The following is a 21,265-nucleotide window of genomic DNA, read 5'->3' as shown; positions in this document are numbered from 1 at the left end:
TCCGGGCCTGCGGCGTTGTGTCACCAGGCGTCGCCGTGTCGGCGATGTAAACCTCCGTCGCGGTGTGATCTAGGTCAAATTGTTTGGCGTTGCCCGGTGGCTCGGTGATGATCTTGAAGGTTCCGGATCGCCGGAACTGTTTCCAGAGGAGATCTTTCGAATGAGTTTCATGGGTAAGGCCGGCCTCGCCGTCGCCGCGCTCGGCCTCGCGACCGGTTCGGTGTTCGGTGCCGGTGCGGCACAGGCGGCGAACCTGCACGGTGTGATCGCGCTCAGTGCCAACGACTGGGCCTACGGGGTCGGCATCAACGCGGCGACCTTCGAGGAGGCCCGCGACGAGGCGATGGCGATCTGCGACGCCGAGGACTGCCGGATCCTGGTCTCGTGGGCCAACGGCTGCGCGGCCATCGTCGAAAGCAACGAGGGCGTGGCGGCGGGCTCGGGTGCGAACTCGGGCGATGCGCAGCGCGCCGCGTTCCAGCGGCTCTCCGAGCTCACCCCGACCGCCCAGCTGGCCAACTTCGGGTCCTCCGACCTGAGCGGTGCCAAGCTCGTCGAGGTGGTCTGCACGGCCAACGCCCGCTGACCCGCGGCTGAGATCGGGCCCGTATCCCTGGTGGGTACGGGCCCGACGTGTGTCCGGTGGACGTTCGCTACACCGGTTCGGTGACCGAGGCGATCCAGGCGCCGATCATGTCGGCGGTGTTGTCGATGACGACGTCGCGGTCCAGGCCCTCGTCCTCCATCTCGACCGACCGCAGCGCGGTGGCGAATCCGGCGTTGAGCACGACGAGGGCCATGATGTCGATGTCGACGTTCTTGGTGGGGCCGAGCAGGTGGATCAGGTAGAGCTTGATGATCATGCGCAGTCGCGGCTCGAATTCCGGGATGCCGCTGCCGTAGAAGTGCAGGTCGGCGACGAGGGCGCGGACCAGGGGACCGTTGGCGACGAGGATCTCGACCGCGGTGCGGATCACGTCGGCGACGGCGTCGCGCGGGGTCTTGTCGGCGGCGACGGTGAGCAGCCTGCTGTAGCGGTCTTCGACCTGCAGGAACAGGCTGTCGGTGAGTTCCTTGACGATCTCGTCGCGGTCGGAGAAGTACCGGTAGAGGGTGCCGATGCTCATGCCCGCTTCGGCGGCGATGCGGTTGGTCGAGGTGTTGCCGATTCCGCGGCTGCCGAAAAGGTGAGCGGAGACCGTCAGAATGCGGGTTCGGGTTTCCTTCGCGCGATCCTGTTTGGGGCGTTTGCGCTGCTTATCGGCATGCGGTGGCATTCGGGGACCTCGGCTGAAAGAGGAGTAGAAGGTGAGCAGTTACTCATCCTAGAGTCATGATCACGAAGAAACCGCAGTGTCGGCCATCACAGAGGCCGCGGTGTGGCAGCTGAACCACCACCGGTGCCGCCGGTTCGGTGTGGAAGGAGTCGACGATGATGATGACGGTCCCCACAGACGGAGCCCCGATGTGGCAGCCGCTGCGCGAAGTCCGGACCTTGACGGGCACGCTCGTCGGCCACTTCGTCGACACCGTGGCGACCTGCCGGACGCTACCCGGTGACGCGATCTCGGGCGACGTCACCACCGTCACCCGGCTGTGCCTGGAGATCGTCGGCGGGATGCTCGACGGCCGCGACGAGACCGAGCGGCTGAACCGGCTCTCGGTCGCCGCGGCGGGCTGGGCGCGCGAGGGTGTGCCGATCGACACCATCCTGCACGCCTTCCACGAGGGTTTCCGGCTCGCTTTCGACGCCGTGTTCGCCGGGGTCGGCGACGGCGACCGGACGAGCCTGATCGACGGATTCCGCAGGGCCGTCACGATTTCGGATCAGCTGTGTACGACGGTCACCCTCGCCTACATCCGGGAGCATCGCGATATCGCCGGTGAGCATCACACGGCCGTGCACACCCTCACCTCGGCGTTGCTGGCCGGTCAGCCGACCGTCACGATGGCGCGCGAATGCGGGATCGCCGTCGCCGACGCGTATTCGGTACTGGCCCTGTCGATCCGGCGTCATCCCGACCACGACGATCCGCGGGTGAACAGCGCGGTGGTGGCCCGGCGCACCCTGCGCCGGGTGCAGGCGGCACTGGCCCATCACGGCGGCGATCAGGTGCTGTCGCTGCTGTCGGTGGACGGCGGCACGCTGCTGATCCCGGCCGAGCTGATGGACTCCGACGCTCTCGACGCCCTGCTGGCCGCCCTGTCGCGGGCGGCCCGGGTGGACGTGACGGGCGCGCTGGTGCCCGCGACCACCGAGGAGATCCCGTCCGCGGCCGAGCGCGCGCACGAACTGCTCGACATGGTCGAGCGCCTCGACTGCGCGCCCGGCCTCTACCGCTTCGGTGACCTGGCCCTGGAATACCAGCTCACCCGTCCCGGCCCCGGCCGCGCCCGCCTCGGCGAACTGCTCGCCCCGCTCGACAACCACCCCGAACTGTTCGAAACCCTGCGCGTGCACATCGCCAACAACATGAACCGCCGCCGCACCGCCCGTCTGCTGCACATCCACACCAACACCGTCGACTACCGCCTGCGCCGCATCGCCCAGCTCACCGGCCTCGATCCCACCCAGGGCTCCGGCCTCTGGCAACTCCGCTCCGCCATGATCGCCCGCAGTTTCCACACCGGCCCCACCACCCCGGAAGCCCGCCTGGCCTAGCTCTCGCCCGCGAATATCGTTGGCGGACAGTCCACCCGCCGGTATATGGTTCATAAGACCAAAACCGGGAGGGATCATGACCGTCGACACCGTCGAACAGTTGCGTCAGTCGATCGAGCAGGGCGCGTCGCCGAAGTACCTGCCGTTCTGGGGCCACACCCCGAGGCGGGACGGGACCATCGGCACGAGCTGCCTGAGCCAGTGGTGGCCCGCGGTATTCGTCGTCGACGGCACCGAGTTCACGAGCGCCGAGCACTACATGATGTGGCGCAAGGCGCTGCTGTTCGACGACGCGCGCATCGCGGCCCGCGTCCTCGAGGTGAAGCATCCGAGCGAGGCGAAGAAGCTCGGCAGGCAGATCCGCGGGTTCGACGAATCCGTCTGGGAGCAGGCTCGATTCGAGATCGTGGTCGCGGGCAATGTGGCCAAGTTCGGTCAGGACGACGCGCTGCGGGACTTCCTGCTCTGCACCGGCTCCCGTGTGCTCGTCGAGGCCAGCCCGGTGGATCGGATCTGGGGGATCGGGTTGGCCGCCGACGATCCGCGCGCCGCCGACCCCGCGCAGTGGCGGGGTCTCAACCTGCTCGGCTTCGCGCTGATGCGGGCCCGGAGCATGGTGCGGTAGACGGGGCGCGACCACATCGAGATTGTCGGTGGGGGTTGTTAGTCTGTGGCAGACGAACGGACCGGGAGGATTCGGGCGTCGCTACCGGCGAAATCAATTCGGGAAAGCTATTTCTCGATGGCGCGGGTGGCGGTTCATGATTGCTTCGGCTTCGACCGCGAAGCCGACATTTCGATGGGGAGATTCACTGATGTCTGTTGTGGGCAAATATGCCCTGGGTGTGGCCGCCGTGTCCGCGGTAGCCGCGTTCACCGTCGTGAACGCCGGTTCGGCCGCCGCGGCCGAGAGCGGCGTGGCGATTGCCGAGGCACCGGGTTACACCGCTGTCTCGCGGGACGGTGGCTTCCAGGCCGCCGCCGGTGATCTCTATGGCGCGCTGGCGCTGTCGTCGAAGGAAGCCGTGGTCGCTTCGGCGGTCAACTACGGCAGCTGGGCGGCCGCGAGCCAGGCCGCGCTGGCCGAGTGCGGTGTGTGGGACTGCCAGATCGTCGTCGAGTTCCGCAATGCCTGCGGTGCCGTCGCGCAGGGCGCCGACTACCGCTTCGGCTGGGCCTGGGATCACACCCTGGCCGCGGCCGAGCGGTCCGCGGTGGACGTGCTGGGAATCAGCGCCCCGCCGTTCCCGGATCCGGGTTCGGCCTCGCCGCGTGCGGCGAGCGTCATCCTGTCCGCCTGCACGGCGAACGTCTGACGAAAAAGAAACAGGGGCACGGACCATTCGGACCGTGCCCCTTTCTCGTCTGCGGTGCTCGAGAGTTTCTCAGCGGCGCAGTACTTTTCGTGCCAGCCAATTGCCGAAGAACTGCACACCCTGCACCCCGGCGATGATGATCAGCGTCGCCACGATCGTGACTTCCCAATCGAACTGCTGATACCCGTAGACCAGCGCGAAATCACCGAGCCCGCCACCGCCGACCGTGCCCGCCATCGCGGAGATGTCGACGATCGAGATCACCACGAAGGTATAGCCGAGAATCAGCGGCCCGAGCGCCTCCGGAATCAACAGCGTGGCGATGATCCGCAGCGGCCCGGCGCCGACCGCACGGGCAGCCTCGATCACGCCGGGATCGACCGTCACCAGATTCTGTTCCACGATCCGCGCGATACCGAACGACGCCGCCACGATCATCACGAACAGCGCGGCCTCGGTGCCGATGGTGGTACCGACGACCTCCAGGGTGACCGGTCCGAGCGCGGCAAGCAGGATGATGAACGGAATGGGGCGCACCACATTGACGATCACATTGAGCACCAGATAGACCGGCGCGTTCGCCAGCAGCCCGCCCTTGCGGGTGGTGTAGAGCGCCGTGCCGATGAGCAGGCCGATCACCCCGGCGACAACGAAGGTCACGCCGACCAGATAGATGGTCGTGCCGATCGCCTCGAACAGGGTGGGCCGCAGCTTCTCCCAGTTGGTCTCCATCAGCCCGCCTTCCGTGCCAGGTCGGCGACCACGCGGTCCAGCGCGTCGTCGGGGCCGTGCAGCGCCAGCGTGATGCTGCCGAACGTCTTGTCCTGCAAGGTGCTCACACCGCCGTAGACGATCTCGAAGCGCACGTCGGCGGCGGTCGCGGCGGCCAGCGCGGCGCCGATCCCGCTGTCGTCGTCGACATCGACGGTGACCAGCCGGCCACCGTGCAACTCCCGCAACCGGTCGAGCTCGGCCGCGTCGGGCCGGTTGTGCAGCACGGTCGCCACGAACGATCGTGTCGGCGCCGCCTTCGGTGCGGCGAAAACCTCGAAGGTGTCGGCCAATTCGACGATCCGCCCCTCGGCCAGCACCGCCACCCGGTCGGCGACCGCGCGGATCACGTCCATCTCGTGGGTGATCACCACGATGGTCACGCCGAGTTCGGCGTTGATCTTCTTCAGCAGCCGCAGCACCTCGCCGGTGGTCTCCGGGTCGAGCGCGGAGGTGGCCTCGTCGGCGAGCAGCAGCGACGGCGAGGTCGCCAGCGCCCGCGCGATCCCGACGCGCTGCTTCTGCCCGCCGGAGAGCTGATCGGGATAGGCGCGCGCCTTGTCGGTGAGGCCGACGAACTCCAGCAGCTCGGCGACTCGCGCCTTGCGTTCGGCGCGCTTCCAGCCCGCCACCTCGAGCGGGTACTCGATATTGCCCGCGGCCGTGCGTGAACGGAACAGGTTGAACTGCTGGAACACCATGCCGATATCGCGCCGCAGCGTGCGCACCGCCGACTCCGGCACCCCGGTGATGGGGGTGCCGGAGATCGTGACGGTGCCCGAGGTCGGCTTCTCCAGCGCGTTGATCAGCCGCACCAGGGTGGACTTGCCCGCCCCGGAATAACCGATCACACCGAAGATCTCGCCTCGCTCGATCCGCAGGTCGATGTCGTCGAGCGCGACATGCCGCTCGGCGCCGCTGCCGAAGACCTTGGTGACCGAACGGAATTCGACAGCGGCGGCGTCGGCGCTCACTTGTTCGCGCGGATGCCCTGCTGCACCCGGTCGAGGATCTGTTCGAGCTCGGCGCCGGGACGGGTCACGGCGACCGCGGTGTTCTTGGTGACCTGGGCGTGCGCGGCGGCCACGGCCGGGTCCTTCCAGATCTCGACCAGCTTCAGATAGGTCGGGTTGGTCTTGTCCTCGGCGCGGGTGACGATGACATTGATGTAGGGCTCGGCGGCCGGGTTCTTCGGATCGTCCTTGTACAGCGCCGAATGCGGGTCGATGCCGGAGCGCTCGAGGAAGGTGTTGTTGACCACCGAGCCGTCGACCGAGGCCAGCGACAGCGCGGTCTGCGCGGCGTCGACCGGGGTCACCCGCACCTTCGAGGCGGCCTTGTCGATGTCGGCCGGCGTCGGCTGCGCGGAGGTGCCGGTCAGCTTCAGCAGCCCGGCGGCCTGCAGCACGAACAGCGCGCGGGCCTGGTTGGTCGGATCGTTGGGGATCGCGATCTCACCGCCGGCCGGGATGTCGGCCAGTGCCTTGTGCTTCTTGGAGTACAGGCCGAGCGGCACGATGTAGGTCGAGCCGATCGGGGTCAGCGTGTCCGAGCTCGCCACGTTGTACTGGCCGAGGAACTGCAGGTGCTGGAACAGGTTGACGTCGATCTGCTTCTGCGACAACGCCGCGTTGGGCTGCTTGTAGTCGGAGAAGTTGGTGATCTTCAGCGTGATGCCCTGCTCCTTGGCCTTCTGCTCGAAGACGTCCCACGCCTGGTCCTTGTCGGTGGTGCCGATGCGCACCACGGTGCCGGACTCGGCGTCGTCCGCACCGCACGCCGTGAGGGTGAGGGCCGCGGTTGCTACCAGTACCGGGATCGCCAGTACCCGACGGAATTTCACTTGATACTCCCGAATTGCTCGCTGAGGGTGAACCCGGTCATCCAAGCTGGGCCCGCCGACCTGCGACAACGGTTTGAGTTGGCTCGAGCGAAACCCTCGCTAACTCCTGGACGGCCGTCTAATTTGCGGACGATGCGAATCCTGCGCCGTATTCTGGCGATCCCGGTCCTGGTAGCACTGGCGGCGGGCGTGGTGGCCTGTGGCGAAGACCACCCGGCGGGGGTGGTGCGGATCGGTGTGAACGACATCGCCCAGCCGCACTGGGACGTCTACAAACGCAAGGCGGCCGAACAGGGCATCACGGTCGAGTACGTCAACTTCACCGATTACAAGCAGCCCAATCCCGCGCTGGCGCAGAAACGGGTCGACCTCAACAAGTTCCAGCACGTGCGATATCTGGCCAACTACAACGTGGCCAACAACGACACCCTGGTGCCGATCGGGGCGACCGAGATCTTCCCGCTCACCCTGTATTCGAAGAAGCACAAGGCGGTCGCCGACATCCCCCGCGGCGGCCAGATCACGCTCAGCAACAATCCGGCCCAGCAGGTGCGCCCGCTGCTGGGGTTGGCCGCGGCGGGCCTGATCGTGCTGAAGGGCGGCGCGAGCTGGGATTCCAAGATCGAGGACATCGACACCGGTGCGTCGAAGGTGACGCTGACGACCATCGATCCGACGTTGACCGCGCAGTCGCTCGACAGTGTCGACGCGGCGTTCGTCGACGACACCTTCGCCCAGCCCGCCGGGCTCACCCAGCAGCAGGTCATCTACACCGACGATCCGGCGCGGCCGGAACTGAAGCAGTACATCAACGTCTTCGCCGCGCGCGCCGCCGACAAGGACAACCCGACCTACCTGAAACTGGCTCAGCTCTACCATGATCCGGAGGTGGTGGCCGCGGTCCGTGCCGAGACGGGCTATGCCGGGATCTTCAAGACCAACGACCCGGCCGACCTGCAGGCGACGCTGCGTGAACTGGAGGCGAAGTTCCGCAAGTAGCTCAGTCGCGCAGGTATTCGTGGACCAGCATGACCGCCATGGAGCCCTCGCCGACCGCGGCCGCGACCCGGTGGGCGTTGAACGCGCGCACGTCGCCCGCGGCGAAGACGCCGGGCACGGTGGTCTCGAGGTGCAGCGGCGGCCGGGTCAGCGGCCAGGGTGAGTCGGCGCCTGCGACGGTGGCGATATCGGGTCCGGTGAGCAGGTAGCCGCGGTCGTCGCGGGCGAAGCCGGGGCCGAGCCAGGTGGTGGCGGGGTCGGCGCCGATGAAGGCGAACAGCCAGGTGGCTGGCACCTCTTCCGTCGCGCCGGTACGCCGGTGGCGCAGGGTGAGGCGTTCGAGGTGGGTGCCGCCGGAGGCGCCGGCGATCTCGGTGCCGGTGCGCACGTGGATCTCCGGGATCGACGCGATCTGGTCGATCAGGTAGGCCGACATCTCGGTGGCCAGCGATTCGGCGCGGACCAGCAGGATCACCCGGCGGGCGCAGCTGGCGAAGTAGACCGCCGCCTGGCCCGCCGAGTTCGCGCCGCCGACGATGTAGACGTCGGACCCCGCGCACAGCGGCGCCTCGGTGAGCGCCGAGAAGTAGTAGACGCCGCGGCCGGTGAAGTCCTCGACACCCGGTGCGTCGAGGGTGCGGAAGGTGGCGCCGGTGGCGATGATCGCCGCCCGCGCCGAGACTGTTGTGCCGCCCGCGCAGTGCACGGTGACGTCCTCGTCGGTGGCCTCGAGCGCGTCGGCGCGCAGGCTGATCACCAGTTCGGCGCCGAACTTGCCCGCCTGGCGTCGGGCCCGGTCGGTGAGCACGGCGCCGGAGATCCCGTCGGGGAAGCCGAGGTAGTTCTCGATGCGCGAGCTCAGCCCGGCCTGCCCGCCGATCGCCCAGCGCTCCAGCAGGACCGTGTGCAGTCCCTCCGACGCGCCGTAGACGGCGGCCGCCATGCCCGCCGGACCGCCGCCGACGACGAGCAGGTCGTAGCCGCCGGAGCTGGGTGTGGTGTGCAGCCCGACCCACTGGGCGAGTTGCTCCTCGTCGGCGGGTTTCAGCACCCGGCCGTCGGCGGCGATCAGCACCGGGGTGTCGTCGGCGGCGAACCCGTGCGCGGCCAGCAGTTCGCGGCCGGTCGGATCGCTGGGTTGCACCCAGCGGCAGGCGATCTCGTTGCGGCTGAGGAAGGTGCGGATGGCCGCGCACGCGGGCGACCACATGTCGCCGACGACGGTCAGCGCGGGGGAGTCGTGCTCGTCCTGCGAGGTAGGAGCCACCTGTCGAGAATAGGCCCGACCAGCGGCGATGCCGGAGTGGCGCTCCGGTCAGCGGCGCGGGTGCTCCACCGACAGCCTGCCGCGGCGGATGAGATCGTGGCGGGTGTTCGCCGACATCGGTGGCAGCGGCTGTTCGCCGCTCGCCTCGTCCGGGTTCGGCCGCACCAGCAGGGTGACGGTCGCGGCGGGCACGAAACCGGTGCTGGTCATCAGCGCCGCCGAGGCGCTGTTGCGGTCCTCGACATCGGTGACGATGTGGCGTGCCCCGCGTGCGAACAGCGCCTCCGAGCACACGTTCACCAGCCGCCGGGCGATGCCGTGGCCCTGCATGTCGGGCGCGACCGCGATCCACTCCAGGTAGGCCCAGTCGTCGCGGTGCTCGAATTCCATCGAACCGAGCACGAAGCCGACGACCCGGTCGGAATCCAGGGCGACCCAGCAGGCGTTGTCCGGGCTGTCCAGATGCTCGGCGACGGCCGTGAGCGACCACGACGTGTAGGGCTTGGTGGTCGTGTCGAACACCTGGTGGCCGAGGTCGAGGACTTGACGCAGATGTCCCAGCCCCATCGGCACGACGACGATCGAGGAGTCCATGGGGCCAGTCTGCCCTACGCCCCCTTGCGGGTCGCGGTCTTGCTGCCCGTGGATTTCTTCGCCGCCGCCTTGCGCGGCGCGGCCTTCTTGGCGGCTGTCTTCTTGGCCGCCTTCTTCGGGGCAGGCGCCGCCTCGGTGTCGCGGCGGCCACTGGCTTCGAGACTGCGCTGCAATGCCGCGACCAGGTCGACGACCTCGGCATCGGGCTGTTCGGCTGGTTCGGCGGCCGCGGCGGATTCGACCTTGCCGGTCCCGCTGGCGATCGCCTCGTCGAGGAGTTTCTGCAATTCGATCTGATATTCGTCGGTGTATTCGCCGGGATCGAAATCCCCCGACATCGACTCGACCAGCGTTTCGGCCATCTTCAATTCCTGTGGACGCGGCGCGGGCGCCTCGTCGAGCGACGGGAAGTCCACGGCACGCACCTCGTCGGGCCACAGCAGTGTCTGCAGGACCAGCACGCCGTCGCGCACCCGCAGGGCCGCCAGCCGGGTCTTCTGGCGCAGCGTGAAGTGCACGAGCGCGGTCTTGTCGATGCGTTCGAGGGTGGCCGCCAGCAGCTGGTAGGCCTTGGGCGTGGCCGAATCCGGTTCGAGGTAATAGCTCTTGTCGAACAGGACGGGGTCGATCTGCTCGGACGGCACGAATTCCAGCACCGGGATTTCGTGTTTCTCCGCCGCGGGGAGTTTCGCGAAATCGGCGTCGGTGAGGACGACCTGGTCGCCGTCGGGGGAGACGTAGGCCTTGTCGATATCGGAATACTGGACCGATTTGCCGCACACCTGGCAGACACGGTCGTATTTGATCCGGCCGCCGTCCTTGGCGTGGACCTGATGGAACCGAATGTCGTGGTCCTCGGTCGCGGTATAGACCTTGACCGGGACATTGACCAGCCCGAAGGCGATCGAGCCTTTCCAGATCGATCTCATTTCCCCATAATTGCCGAAATGTCGCGCGGGGGCGAGACAACGCCGCCCAACCGGTGCCCGTCCGTGACGCGGCGGTGCTTGAAATCGTTGCGTCTGATCCAATTGCCGGGTGGACGCCGAGCTGATCATCTGCGGACTCGGCCCGGCAGGCCGGGCGGTGGCCCATCGCGCCCTGGCCCGCGGCCTCGCCGTCACGGTGATCGATCCGCATCCCGACCGGGTGTGGACCCCGACCTACGCCGCCTGGGCGGACGAACTGCCGGACTGGCTCGATCCGGCCGTCGTCGCCGCGACCGTCGACGGGCCGACAGCGTGGGCCGTGCGGGAGCACCGTATCGACCGCGTTTACCAAGTCCTCGACACCGCGAGACTGCAACGGTCGCTGACCCTCGACGGCGCGGGGGTGATCGCCGACCGGGTCGTCGAGCTGGACGCGGGATCGGTGCGCACCGCGAGCGGACTGACCCGCACCGGGCGGGTGATCGACGCACGCGGTCTGGCCAGGTCACCGCACCGGGCCGAACAGACCGCGTATGGCATGGTTCTGCCCAGGGACGCTCTCGACCAGCCGACCTTGTTCATGGACTGGCGCCTGGACAACGGCGCCGACCCGGACGATCCGGCCTCGTTCCTCTACGCGGTCCCGCTCGGCCCGGACACGATGCTGTTCGAGGAAACCTGTCTCGCCGGCCGCCCCGCCCTCGGCCCCGACGTCCTGCGACACCGCCTCGAACACCGCCTGCGGGCACGCGGCATCCCCTTCACCGGTGCGGAACCGGTTGAGCGGGTGCGCTTTCCGGTGCAAGGCGGCAAGCCCGGCCACGGCCGATTCGGGGCGGCGGGCGGCCTGACCCATCCCGCCACCGGGTACAGCGTCGCCGCCTCGCTGAGCGCGGCCGACCTCGTCGCCGCCGGCGCGACGCCGTGGACGGTCCAGGCGCGCACCGTGGCCGCCCTGCGCCGGGCGGGTTTGCGGGCGCTGCTGGCCCTCCCGCCGCGCGATGTCGTGGTCTTCTTCGACGCGTTCTTCGAGCTGCCCGCCCCACGGCAGCGGTCGTACCTGTCCGGACACGACGACCTACGCGGCACACTCGCGGCAATGCGCGCACTGTTCGCCGCCCTTCCCCCGCGACTGCGCCGCGTGATCGCGACGTCGGTAGCGGGAATCGGCCCGGCGCCGGCCGGGATGTAGCGGGCCGGTCGCTGACCGGGAATCGGAGGGTGTGCGCGCGCTCACCCCGAGGCCCGGCGGCGCCGCCACGAAGTTGCTACCATCGCTGCGCGAACGCGCCCACCCGCCAACAGGATCGGGCCGGCGAGGCGGACCGGCCGGAAACACCCGAGCCCCCGCACGTCGACGTGCGTGCCGCACAGTTGCGTGACGAGTTAGGGGAATATCCGGTGTTCGAATTCACCAAGCGGCGCAGCTGCTGGGTGCTCGGCGTTTTCGCAGTGCTCGCGCTGGTGCTCGGCGCACTCGGCGCCACGCTGTTCGAGCGGGTGGAGGGCGGCGGATACACCGACCCTGGCAGCGAATCCAGCAGAGCACTCGAGGTGCTGCGCGAGGAGTTCGGGCAGGCGCCGCCGAATCTGCTGCTGCTCGTGGAGACCGAGTCCTCGGTCGAGGATCCCGAATCGACCGCGGCGGCAACGGCACTGGTGGCCAACCTGCAGGAGCGCGACGGTGTCACCGACGTGGTGTCCTACTGGACCACCCACCAGCCCGCGCTGCGCAGCGTCGACGGCAAGCAGGGCCTGATCGTGGCCAGCGTGCTCGGCAGCGAACGCGAGATCGACCAGCGCGTCGCCGCGATCGCCGGCGAACTCACCGGCACGCAAGGCACCCTGCAGGTCAGGGCCGGTGGCTTCGCGATGCTCATGCACGAGACCGTCGAGCAGAGCAAGACCGATATCGCCAAGGGCGAGGCGATCGCGTTCCCGCTCACCCTGATCGCGCTGCTGTTCGTCTTCGGCGGCCTCGTCGCGGCGAGCCTGCCGCTGCTGGTCGCGCTCGGCACCGTGCTGGCGACGATGGGCGCGCTGTGGCTGCTGACGCTGTTCACCCCGCTGTCGGTGTCCGCGACGAACGTGGCCACCCTGCTCGGCCTCGGCCTCGCCATCGACTACAGCCTGCTGATCGTCAACCGCTACCGCGACGAACTGTCCGAGGGCCGCACCCCGGCCGGCGCGGTGGCGACCACCCTGCGCACCGCTGGCCGCACCGTCGCGTTCTCGGCGCTGACCGTCGCCGTCGCCCTCGCCGGGCTGCTGTTCTTCCCGCTGCTGGCGATCCGGTCCATGGGTTACGCGGGCATCCTCGTCGCGGCACTGGCCGCGCTCGTCTCCCTGACCGTGCTGCCCGCGGCCCTGCTGCTGCTCGGCCCGCGGATCGACAAGGGCCAGCTCGGCTGGTGGTTCCTGCGGGCGCCGCGCCCCGCACCGGGCGAGGGCGCCTGGCACAAGCTCGCCACCGCGGTCATGCGCAAGCCGATCCCGATCGGGCTGGCCGTGACCGCGCTGCTGCTGCTCCTGGGCGCACCGTTCCTCGGCGTGAAGCTCGGCTTCCCGGACGAGCGCACCCTGCCGGAGTCGATGAACTCCCGCCAGGTCACCGAGATCGTGCAGCGCGACTTCGGCGAGAGCGACCAGAACACCCTCGTCGCCGTCCTGCCCGAGAGCGCGTACAGCGCAACGGGAATCGACTCGATCGCCCGCGACCTGTCCGACCTCGACCACGTCCGCCGCGTCGACAGCGCCACCGGCAGCTACGCCCAGGGCGGTCTGCTCACCGCCCCCACCGCGGCGAACGCCCGATTCCGGGCCGACCGGGCCGTCTACCTGTCGATCGTGCCCGCCACCTCCGACAGCGACGCGCTGGCCGGTCTGGTCGAGCAGGTGCGCGCGGTGCAGACACCCAGCGAGCTGCTGGTCGGCGGCGTCGCCGCGGCCAATGCCGACTCCATCGCCGCCATCGAGGACGAATTGCCCTGGGCGCTCGGCTTCGTCGTGCTCGTGATGCTGCTGGTGCTGTTCGCACTCACCGGCAGCGTGGTGCTGCCCGTACTGGCGGTCGTCCTCAGCGCGCTCAGCCTCACGGCGACCTTCGGCGCGCTGGTCTGGATCTTCCAGGACGGCCATCTGTCCGGGCTGCTCGGTTTCACCGTCACCGGCAATCTGTCCGCCACCGTGCCGGTGATGCTGTTCGCCGCCGCTTTCGGACTCGCGATGGACTACCAGGTGTTCCTGCTCTCGCGGATCCGCGAGGAATACGACCGCACCGGCAAGAACGAGACCGCCGTCGCGGTGGGGCTGGAGCGGATCGGGCGCATCGTCACCGCGGCCGCGATCCTCATCTCGCTGGTGTTCCTCGGCTTCCTCGCCTCCGACATCACCTTCATGAAGGCGTTCGGGATCGGCCTGCCGCTGGCGGTGATCGTCGACGCCACCCTGGTGCGCGGGTTCCTGCTGCCCGCCGCGATGAAGGTGCTCGGCGACGCGAACTGGTACGCGCCGGAATCCCTGCGCCGCCTGCACGATCGCTGGGGCCTGGACGAGGGCGGTGCCGGGCGGTCGCTGAATCGCGATGTCCCGGTGCGTGATCCGCTCGGTGTCACCACCGGCAAGCCGGTGACCACGGATGTGGAGATCGTCGTCAACGATCCGCTCGCGCGGGCGGAGGCGGCACGGGCCAAGGAAGACCTGGCCTCCGCGGGCCGCGGCGAGACCACGGACTGACCCGGCGGGGCCTGTCGAGAGCTGTTGGGCGACACCGGTTTCCACTCGGACCGGTGTCGCCCTTCGCGTTCTCCGGAAGCTTCAGATGCCGCCGGTGGACAGCAGTCCGCCGTCGACCCGCACGCAATCGCCGGTGATCCACGCGGCCTCGTCCGAGACCAGGAACGCGATCAGCCTGGCCACGTCCTCGGGGACACCGAGGCGCTTCAGCGGGTAGGCGCTCGCGGCCCGGTCCTCGTCCGCCGAGTACAGCGCGTCGGCGAACTTGGTCTTCACCACGCCCGGCGCCACCGCGTTGACGCGGATGTTCGGGCCGAGCTGCCAGGCCAGCTCCTCGGTGAGCCGGATCAGCGCCGCCTTGGACGCGCCGTAGGCCGAGATGACACCGGAGGACCGGATGCCAGCGACACTGGCGACGTTCACGATCGCGCCACCGTGCTCGGCCATCCACGCCCGGTACGCCTGCTGGACGTAGCCCAGCGAGGCCACCACGTTCACGTCGAAGATCTTGCTGACCCACCCAGGTCGGCGTCCATCAGCGAGCCGTACACCGGGTTGATGCCGGTGTTGTTGATCAGGATGTCCAGCGAACCGAACTCGGTGACCGCCCTGGCCACGGCCTCGGCCCTGGCATCGGCATCGCCCGCGTTGCCTGCCAGCGTGCTCACCTGGCCCTTGTGCCCGAGGGCGCGCAGCTCGGTCGCCGCGGCCTCGAGCGGCTCGGCCTTGCGCGCGGTGATCAGCACGTTCGCGCCACGGCGCAGCAGTTCGGCGGCGGTGGCAAGGCCGATGCCGCGGCTCGCTCCGGTGACGAGGGCGGTCCGGCCCAGAAGATCGGTAGTCATGCGACGAGAGTAACCACGCTCACACCGGGCGGCGCCGGTTCGGCCGCCGGGTTCGAGGACGGTAAAATGAGTGGTTCTTGCCGAGACCGACGGTGCACGATGGGTCGGTTCGGCGGCCACCCTTTTCCGACACGAGGAGATTCCCTGTGATCACGGCGACCGACCTGGAGGTCCGGGCCGGAGTCCGCACCCTGCTCTCGGCCGCCGGGCCGGCGCTGCGGGTGCAGTCCGGCGACCGGATCGGACTGGTCGGGCGCAACGGCGCCGGCAAGACCACCACCTTGCGCATCCTCGCGGGCGAGGGCGAGCCCTACGCCGGAAAGATCGTGCGTTCCACCGAGATCGGCTACCTGCCGCAGGACCCGAAGGAAGGCGATCTCGATGTGATCGCCCGCGACCGGGTGCTCTCCGCGCGCGGCCTGGACACCCTGATCCGGGACATGGAGAAGCAGCAGGCGCTGATGGCCGAGGTGGCCGACGAGAAGGAACGCGAGAAGGCGATCCGCAAGTACGGCCGCCTCGAAGACCAGTTCTCCTCGCTCGGCGGCTACGTCGCCGAGAGCGAAGCGGCCCGCATCTGCAACAGCCTCGGCCTGCCCGACCGGGTCCTGGACCAGCAGCTGCGCACCCTCTCCGGCGGTCAGCGCCGCCGCATCGAGCTGGCCCGCATCCTGTTCTCCGCCTCCGACGGCTCCGGCGGGCGCTCCGATCGCATCCTGCTGCTCGACGAGCCAACCAACCACCTCGACGCCGACTCCATCACCTGGCTGCGCGGGTTCCTGCAGAACCACGACGGCGGCCTCATCGTGATCAGCCACGATGTCGAACTGCTCGAGGCCGTGGTCAACAAGGTGTGGTTCCTCGACGCGGTGCGCGGCGAGCCCGACGTCTACAACATGGGCTGGAAGAAGTACCTCGACGCCCGCGCCACCGACGAACAGCGCCGCGTCCGCGAGCGCGCCAACGCCGAGAAGAAGGCGAGCGCGCTGCGTCAGCAGGCCGCCAAGCTCGGCGCCAAGGCCACCAAAGCCGCTGCGGCACACCAGATGGTGCGCCGCGCCGAGCGGTTGATGTCGGAGCTCGACGACGTGCGCGTGGCCGACAAGGTCGCCCGCATCCGCTTCCCCGAGCCGGCGCCGTGCAGCAAGACCCCGCTGATGGTGAACAACCTCACCAAGCTCTACGGGTCCCTGGAGATCTTCACCGGCGTCAACTTCGCCGTCGACAAGGGCAGCCGCGTCGTGGTGCTCGGCCTCAACGGCGCGGGTAAGACGACCATGCTCAAGCTGCTCGCCGGCGTCGAGACGCCGACCTCGGGCGGAGTCGAGCAGGGCCGCGGCCTCAAGGTCGGCTACTTCGCCCAGGAGCACGACACCCTCGACGACGAGGCCTCGGTGTGGGAGAACATTCGGCACGCGTCCCCGGACGCGGGCGAGCAGGAGCTGCGCAGCCTGCTCGGCGCCTTCATGTTCACCGGTCCCCAGCTCGAGCAGCCCGCGGGCACGCTGTCCGGTGGTGAGAAGACCCGTCTGGCCCTGGCCGGGCTGGTGTCCTCGGCGGCGAACGTGCTGCTGCTCGACGAGCCAACCAACAACCTCGACCCGGTCTCGCGCGAACAGGTCCTCGAGGCGCTGCGCACCTACGCGGGCGCCGTCGTCCTGGTGACTCACGACCCGGGCGCGGCCGAGGCGCTGAACCCGGAACGCGTCATCCTGCTGCCCGACGGCACCGAGGATCACTGGTCAAACGAGTACGCCGAGCTGATCGACCTCGCGTGAGCCGTCGCGGGCCCAGACGGCGGTGTGTCGCGCGTGAAACGCTGTGTCGCGAGGGAACTCGCGGGTCTCAGGTGAGTTTCATCACTGTTTTCGTTGATCACCGACTCCAGAGTGTCTAGCCTGGAATCAGCTGCTCGGCGACTCGGAGGAAGCCATGAGCGACAGTGCGAGACAGGCCGCTAGGTCGGCCAAGGGCAAGGCGACGATCGGCAAGACCGCGCTGGGAAAGGGCACCCGGGTCACGGGCAAGTCCCGCGACCGGTTGCAGTCCCAGCTGAAGAAGCAGTACGAGGCGGGAGCAAGCATCCGCTCCCTGGCCAGGGCCACCGGCCGCTCGTACGGCTTCATCCACAACGTGCTGGTCGAATCGCACGTCGAGTTACGCGGCCGTGGCGGCGCCAACCGGCGGAAGAATCCGGCCGACTGACCGGCATCACCAGCCGGGGACGGCACCGTCCCCGCGGACGAGCAGGTTCGCGAGGCTGGTGAACAGCGGCAGGCCGGTCTTGATCTCCAGATACGCGAACTGACCCTGCGGGTTCACCTCGAGGAAGTAGTACTCCCCGTCGCTGCCGAGGCGCAGATCGACGACGCCGAAGCTCAGGCCCAGCGCGCCCATCAGGGTGGCCAGCGACTTGCTGACCGAGGCGGGCAACCGGTCGCGCGTGAACCCGACGGAGGTGTCCAGCCGGGAATCGACCCGGCCGACACCCGCCTGCGAATCGATGCGCACCGTCCACTCGATGCCGTCGACCCACACCACCCGCAGATCGCAGCTGGCCTCGACATAGTCCTGGAACGTGGTGGGCGTCGACCGGATCGAACCGAGCCTGCCCAGCTCGGGCCTGGTGATGATCCGGGTCTCGGAGAACTCGCCCCGGCCCGTCCCCGTGCGCTTGTACACCACTGGGCCGGAACGGGATTCGACGAAACTGCGGGCCTCGTCCGGATCGTTGGTGATCAGCGTCTCGGGAATGGTGAAGCCCGCCCGCTGCGCCGTCTCCAGTTGCACGATCTTGCGGCTCGCGGTGCGCTCGGCGGCCGGATCGTTGACCCAGTACGCCGGGATCGACCACAGCATGCCCTGCAGGAACCCGTCGCACTCGGCCTGGCGGAACTCGTCGTCGGCGACGCGAACACCGTGCGGCACCCGGCACGGGTGCGGCCTGCGCCACCACACCGCGCGCACGTCGTCGAGACCGCGGATATGGGCGAGCGCGCGGTTGGTGCCTGCCTTGTCGAGCCGGAAACTGCCTGTCTCGGTGGGGAAGTCACGCAGGTCGAGCCGGATCGGGTCGAGCCCGTGGTGTTCTCGCAGGGTGGCGGCCAGCGCATCGGCGTGCAGGTCGTCGGTTTCGGAGACGATGAGCACCGCGTCGGTCGCGCGTTCCATGATGGTGGGCCGCTTCAGTCGAGGCTGTCGCAGTTGATGCCGTCGCGGAAGGTGAACGTGGCGCCGGTGACGCCGCCGCGTTCGGCGATCCGCAGCTTGGTCGCCCAAGCGCGGGTGGCCTGGGCCAGCAGGTCGTCACCGAGCGCCTCCGACGGCTCGGGAGCCAGCGTGAACGGCCGGTCGACGAGCTCGACGCGCATCCTGCGCGTGAAATCGGCGGTGGCGCCGGGCCGGATGTCGACGCGCACCTGCCGCTCGCCCGCCGCGGCGCGATCCTCGGTGAGCCGCACGACATCCCGCCGGTCGAAGGTCCACGTACCACCGTCGACGCGCACCGAGATGTCGCGATCGGACTCGGCCACCAGCAATCCGCGCAAGGCCGGGCCCCGATCTCGGGACGACGCGCTAGCGGGGAGGTGGATGGCGTCGGTCATGGGCACTCACTCCGATCTTCTCGTCTGCTCGCGATTTGCCAGAACCCCCGAAGGTGCTTCGGATCATAGCGCGCGAGCGGGCATCGCCGAGCCGGTTCGCAAGATTTGCAGAGCCCCGGGCAAACCGCCGAGCGGCGCGTGATCGCCTAGCGGGGAGAGAATTTCGGACAACCGGACCGCTGATCGCCCCGTCGCACCGGCAATCGATCAGCTAACTATGCCGGACGCGAGCACGGCCCGCCTCGCCCGGGAATTGCTGGGCGCGGCGGGCCGTGTCGGTCAGGTCAGAGGCCGAGCAGCTCGGGGCGCTCGGCGAGGCCGCGGAAGTGCTCGGCGGGGTTCGCGACCAGCTTGCGCTCGGTCAGATCCATCGCGCCGGCCACCACGGTGATCTCGGCGGAGACGGTCCCGTCGAGCTTGATGATCTTGTGGTGGAACTTGAAGACCTTGCCGCCGTCCCAATCGAATTCGCACGTCACGGTCACCTCGTCGCCACCGCGCAGCTCCCGCCGGTACTTGATCGTCGACTCGAGCACCACCGCCCCGATGCCGCTGGCGAGGAACTTGTCCTGCGGGATCCCCGCCGCCCGCATCAGCTCCCAGCGGGCATGCTCGCCGTACTGGTGGTAGACGGCATGGTTGAGGTGGCCCTGGGTATCGAGCTCATAGCCGCGGACGAGGACCGGTACGGAGAACGTCATACGGCGTACAACCGGTGGCTTCTTCGCTGTTGTTCCCGATCCGGCTGCAATCTGCACCACAGTCCGGCCGGTTCGGTATGGCCGGTGGGTCAGCGGCGGTGGGCGTTGCGTTCGGCCCACCAGGCGGGAGCGTCGACGAAGTGGTTGTCGAATTCCTCTTGGGCGGCGAGGAATTCGTCGTGGGTCGCCTGGCCGTGGATGAGGCGGTCGAGCAAGCGGAAGTATTCGAAGCGCTGGACGCCGGGCATCAGGGCGATGAGGATGCGGGCGCCGCTGTCGGGGGTGGCGCCGAAGGCGTGCGGCATCAGCCGGGGGACCACCAGGGACCCGCCCGCGCCGACGGTGCGGATGCGGTCGCCCGCCATGACCTGAAGTTCGCCGTCGGCGACGTAGAAGAGTTCGTCGGAGCGGGTGTGGAAGTGCGGTGCCGCGCCGTCGGCGCCCTGGACCATGGTGACTTCCAGGGTGCTGACGGTGCCGTCGCTGGCGTCGGCGTCGGTGAGCAGGCGCATGCGCACGGAGTCGGTGCCGAGGGTTTCGGCGTCCTCGGGCAGGCAGAGGGCGATGTCGCGAGTGTTCGTCATGGCAATTCCATTCGCCGGTTGATAATTCGCTACCGAACTATATCGCAGCGAATAGAATCATGTCCATGGATGAACCGGATGCCGTCGACGCTATCGCCGCGCAGTGGCGGCGCGAACGCCCCGACCTCGACCTCACGGCGATGGCCGTCTTCGGCAGGCTGGGCAGATTGATGACCGTGGCGATGGCCCGCATCGAAGCCGTGTTCACCGCCCACGGCTTGCAGCGCGGTGAGTTCGATGTGCTTGCGGCACTGCGCCGTTCGGGCGCACCGTTCGAACTCAACCCCTCGGTGCTCGCCGACACGCTGATGCTGTCGCGCGCCGGGATGACCGGCCGTATCGACCGCCTGGAGGCCGCGGGCCTGGTCCGCCGGATCGCCGATCGGGGTGACCGCCGAGCGGTCCTGGTCGCGCTGACCGACGAGGGGCGTGAGCTCGTCGATATCGTCGTCGGCGCGCACACCGAGAACGAGACGGCGATGCTGTCGGTACTCGATCCGGCCGACCAGGAATCCCTGGACCGCATCGCCCGCATCCTGCTGAAGAGCCTCGAGGACTAGCCGATCCCGGCCGCCACAAACATCGAGACCGTAGATCCCGCAGAACGCAATCGGCGGAGTTCTAGGGGCCATGGAGGCGGGATTCGAGCCCGCGACCTCCGTCTTGTCGAGGCGGTGTTCTACCTGCTGAACTACTCCATGGCCGCGCTGAGCATAACTCAGGCTTCCTTGCGGCGCACCGATGCTTCGACGAGATCCAGTACGGCGGAAAGGTTTTCGTCGGTGTGGCCCGAGGCGATGCGGGCGATGAGGCCGTCGAGGACGAGGTCGAGATAGCCGAGCAGGACGTCGGTGGGGACGTCGTCACGCAGGGCGCCCGCGGCCTTGCGGCGCTCGAGGCGGGCCAGGGTGGCCGCGGTGAGTTCGGCGGAGCGCTGGGTCCAGCCGGCGCGGAACTCGGGGTCGGTGCGCACCCGGCGGGCGATCTCGAGGCGGGTGCCCAGCCAGTTGAATTCCTCTGGGCGGGCGAGCATGTCGCGCATGACCTGCACGATGCCCTGGTTGGCCGCGACCTCGGCCATCCGCTCGGCGTCGTCCTTGGCCAGGGCGAAGAACAGCGCGTCCTTGTCACGGAAGTGATGGAAGATCGCGCCGCGGGACAGACCGATGGCCTCTTCCAGACGGCGCACCGTGGCGCCGTCGTAGCCGTATTCGGCGAAGCAGCGCCGTGCGCCGTCGAGGATCTGGCTGCGGCGGGCGGCGAGGTGGTCGTCGCTGACCTTGGGCATGAGTCCTCCAACGGGAAATACACGGACCCCCGCCCCGGAATTCCGAGACGGGGGCTGTCGCAAAGGGGCATCCGCTACCGGATGCCCTGTGGTGCAGCATCATTCGATACTGCACCACCGGACTCC

Annotated in this window: 22 protein-coding genes, 1 tRNA gene and 1 pseudogene; 10 read left to right on the top strand and 14 right to left on the bottom strand. The window is 68.8% G+C overall.

Features of this window, described 5'->3' with window-relative positions:
- Positions 1-160 precede the first annotated feature (160 nt).
- Positions 161-586, top strand: a complete 426-nt coding sequence (locus IEY60_RS02935) for a DUF4189 domain-containing protein (RefSeq protein WP_189023491.1) — start codon at positions 161-163, stop codon at positions 584-586.
- Positions 587-653: 67 nt separating this feature from the next.
- On the opposite strand, the gene IEY60_RS02930 is transcribed toward IEY60_RS02935, so the two are convergent.
- The gene (locus tag IEY60_RS02930) at positions 654-1,277 is read right to left on the bottom strand and encodes a TetR/AcrR family transcriptional regulator (RefSeq protein WP_189023488.1); all 624 of its coding nucleotides are present in this window, start codon (positions 1,275-1,277) and stop codon (positions 654-656) included.
- A gap of 158 nt (positions 1,278-1,435) precedes the next feature.
- Here IEY60_RS02930 and IEY60_RS02925 point away from each other — a divergent pair, with 158 nt between their 5' ends.
- The 3 genes from IEY60_RS02925 (at position 1,436) to IEY60_RS02915 (ending at position 3,978) form a co-directional block, all read left to right on the top strand.
- Positions 1,436-2,662, top strand: a complete 1,227-nt coding sequence (locus tag IEY60_RS02925) for a PucR family transcriptional regulator (protein WP_189024832.1) — start codon at positions 1,436-1,438, stop codon at positions 2,660-2,662.
- 76 nt (positions 2,663-2,738) lie between these two features.
- On the top strand, positions 2,739-3,287 hold the full coding sequence (gene ybiA / locus IEY60_RS02920) for a riboflavin biosynthesis intermediates N-glycosidase (protein ID WP_189023486.1): 549 nt from the start codon (positions 2,739-2,741) through the stop codon (positions 3,285-3,287).
- A gap of 190 nt (positions 3,288-3,477) precedes the next feature.
- Positions 3,478-3,978 carry a DUF4189 domain-containing protein gene (locus IEY60_RS02915; protein ID WP_189023484.1) on the top strand — a complete coding sequence of 167 codons (501 nt, stop codon included), beginning with the start codon at positions 3,478-3,480 and terminating at the stop codon, positions 3,976-3,978.
- Positions 3,979-4,047: 69 nt separating this feature from the next.
- On the opposite strand, the gene IEY60_RS02910 is transcribed toward IEY60_RS02915, so the two are convergent.
- The 3 genes from IEY60_RS02910 to IEY60_RS02900 are packed head-to-tail and all read right to left on the bottom strand — an operon-like array spanning position 4,048 to position 6,592.
- On the bottom strand, positions 4,048-4,710 hold the full coding sequence (locus IEY60_RS02910) for a methionine ABC transporter permease (RefSeq protein ID WP_189023482.1): 663 nt from the start codon (positions 4,708-4,710) through the stop codon (positions 4,048-4,050).
- Positions 4,710-5,723, bottom strand: coding sequence for a methionine ABC transporter ATP-binding protein (locus IEY60_RS02905; RefSeq protein WP_189023480.1), 1,014 nt, complete (start codon positions 5,721-5,723; stop codon positions 4,710-4,712). The genes IEY60_RS02910 and IEY60_RS02905 overlap by 1 nt, the downstream gene beginning before the upstream one ends.
- Positions 5,720-6,592, bottom strand: a complete 873-nt coding sequence (locus IEY60_RS02900; RefSeq protein ID WP_189023478.1) for a MetQ/NlpA family ABC transporter substrate-binding protein — start codon at positions 6,590-6,592, stop codon at positions 5,720-5,722. The genes IEY60_RS02905 and IEY60_RS02900 overlap by 4 nt, the downstream gene beginning before the upstream one ends.
- 132 nt (positions 6,593-6,724) lie before the next feature.
- Here IEY60_RS02900 and IEY60_RS02895 point away from each other — a divergent pair, with 132 nt between their 5' ends.
- The gene (locus IEY60_RS02895; RefSeq protein WP_189023476.1) at positions 6,725-7,591 is read left to right on the top strand and encodes a MetQ/NlpA family ABC transporter substrate-binding protein; all 867 of its coding nucleotides are present in this window, start codon (positions 6,725-6,727) and stop codon (positions 7,589-7,591) included.
- A 1-nt stretch (position 7,592) separates the two neighbouring features.
- Here IEY60_RS02895 and IEY60_RS02890 read toward each other — a convergent pair whose 3' ends face one another.
- The 3 genes from IEY60_RS02890 to ku are packed head-to-tail and all read right to left on the bottom strand — an operon-like array spanning position 7,593 to position 10,381.
- Positions 7,593-8,858, bottom strand: coding sequence for an NAD(P)/FAD-dependent oxidoreductase (locus IEY60_RS02890; protein WP_189023474.1), 1,266 nt, complete (start codon positions 8,856-8,858; stop codon positions 7,593-7,595).
- A gap of 48 nt (positions 8,859-8,906) precedes the next feature.
- The gene (locus IEY60_RS02885) at positions 8,907-9,452 is read right to left on the bottom strand and encodes a GNAT family N-acetyltransferase (RefSeq protein ID WP_189023472.1); all 546 of its coding nucleotides are present in this window, start codon (positions 9,450-9,452) and stop codon (positions 8,907-8,909) included.
- 14 nt (positions 9,453-9,466) lie between these two features.
- The gene (ku, locus tag IEY60_RS02880; RefSeq protein WP_189023470.1) at positions 9,467-10,381 is read right to left on the bottom strand and encodes a non-homologous end joining protein Ku; all 915 of its coding nucleotides are present in this window, start codon (positions 10,379-10,381) and stop codon (positions 9,467-9,469) included.
- A 109-nt stretch (positions 10,382-10,490) separates the two neighbouring features.
- Here ku and IEY60_RS02875 point away from each other — a divergent pair, with 109 nt between their 5' ends.
- The gene (locus IEY60_RS02875; RefSeq protein ID WP_229739498.1) at positions 10,491-11,573 is read left to right on the top strand and encodes a lycopene cyclase family protein; all 1,083 of its coding nucleotides are present in this window, start codon (positions 10,491-10,493) and stop codon (positions 11,571-11,573) included.
- 209 nt (positions 11,574-11,782) lie between these two features.
- Positions 11,783-14,116, top strand: coding sequence for an MMPL family transporter (locus tag IEY60_RS02870; protein ID WP_189023467.1), 2,334 nt, complete (start codon positions 11,783-11,785; stop codon positions 14,114-14,116).
- A gap of 81 nt (positions 14,117-14,197) precedes the next feature.
- On the opposite strand, the pseudogene IEY60_RS02865 reads toward IEY60_RS02870, so the two are convergent.
- Positions 14,198-14,961, bottom strand: a pseudogene (locus tag IEY60_RS02865) (SDR family oxidoreductase).
- A 146-nt stretch (positions 14,962-15,107) separates the two neighbouring features.
- On the opposite strand from IEY60_RS02865, the gene IEY60_RS02860 reads away from it, so the two are divergent.
- A complete protein-coding gene (locus IEY60_RS02860; protein ID WP_189023465.1) occupies positions 15,108-16,739 on the top strand; it encodes an ABC-F family ATP-binding cassette domain-containing protein in 1,632 nt (543 codons plus the stop codon).
- Positions 16,740-16,893: 154 nt separating this feature from the next.
- Positions 16,894-17,166 (top strand): helix-turn-helix domain-containing protein, encoded by a 273-nt coding sequence (locus IEY60_RS02855; protein WP_229739497.1) that lies wholly within the window; start codon positions 16,894-16,896, stop codon positions 17,164-17,166.
- A gap of 6 nt (positions 17,167-17,172) precedes the next feature.
- On the opposite strand, the gene IEY60_RS02850 is transcribed toward IEY60_RS02855, so the two are convergent.
- From IEY60_RS02850 to IEY60_RS02835, 4 genes are all read right to left on the bottom strand, one after another.
- Entirely contained in the window at positions 17,173-18,132 is a 960-nt protein-coding gene (locus tag IEY60_RS02850; RefSeq protein ID WP_189023463.1) for an MvdC/MvdD family ATP grasp protein, read from the bottom strand.
- A gap of 14 nt (positions 18,133-18,146) precedes the next feature.
- Positions 18,147-18,566 (bottom strand): hypothetical protein, encoded by a 420-nt coding sequence (locus tag IEY60_RS02845; RefSeq protein WP_189023461.1) that lies wholly within the window; start codon positions 18,564-18,566, stop codon positions 18,147-18,149.
- A gap of 284 nt (positions 18,567-18,850) precedes the next feature.
- Positions 18,851-19,267, bottom strand: coding sequence for an acyl-CoA thioesterase (locus IEY60_RS02840; protein WP_189023459.1), 417 nt, complete (start codon positions 19,265-19,267; stop codon positions 18,851-18,853).
- An 89-nt stretch (positions 19,268-19,356) separates the two neighbouring features.
- Positions 19,357-19,779 carry a cupin domain-containing protein gene (locus IEY60_RS02835; protein ID WP_189024826.1) on the bottom strand — a complete coding sequence of 141 codons (423 nt, stop codon included), beginning with the start codon at positions 19,777-19,779 and terminating at the stop codon, positions 19,357-19,359.
- Positions 19,780-19,916: 137 nt separating this feature from the next.
- Here IEY60_RS02835 and IEY60_RS02830 point away from each other — a divergent pair, with 137 nt between their 5' ends.
- Positions 19,917-20,411: a MarR family winged helix-turn-helix transcriptional regulator gene (locus tag IEY60_RS02830; RefSeq protein ID WP_229739496.1), complete on the top strand. Its 495-nt coding sequence runs from the start codon at positions 19,917-19,919 to the stop codon at positions 20,409-20,411.
- Between the two features lie 68 nt (positions 20,412-20,479).
- Here IEY60_RS02830 and IEY60_RS02825 read toward each other — a convergent pair.
- Both IEY60_RS02825 and IEY60_RS02820 read right to left on the bottom strand, forming a co-directional pair.
- Positions 20,480-20,552, bottom strand: a tRNA-Val gene (locus IEY60_RS02825).
- Between the two features lie 17 nt (positions 20,553-20,569).
- The gene (locus tag IEY60_RS02820) at positions 20,570-21,139 is read right to left on the bottom strand and encodes a TetR/AcrR family transcriptional regulator (RefSeq protein WP_189023455.1); all 570 of its coding nucleotides are present in this window, start codon (positions 21,137-21,139) and stop codon (positions 20,570-20,572) included.
- Positions 21,140-21,265: the final 126 nt, after the last annotated feature.

It is taken from the genome of Nocardia rhizosphaerihabitans, from assembly GCF_014646295.1.
In the GTDB taxonomy this organism is placed as follows: Bacteria; Actinomycetota; Actinomycetes; order Mycobacteriales; family Mycobacteriaceae; genus Nocardia; species Nocardia rhizosphaerihabitans.
This window is presented reverse-complemented; position numbering and strand designations above follow the sequence as displayed.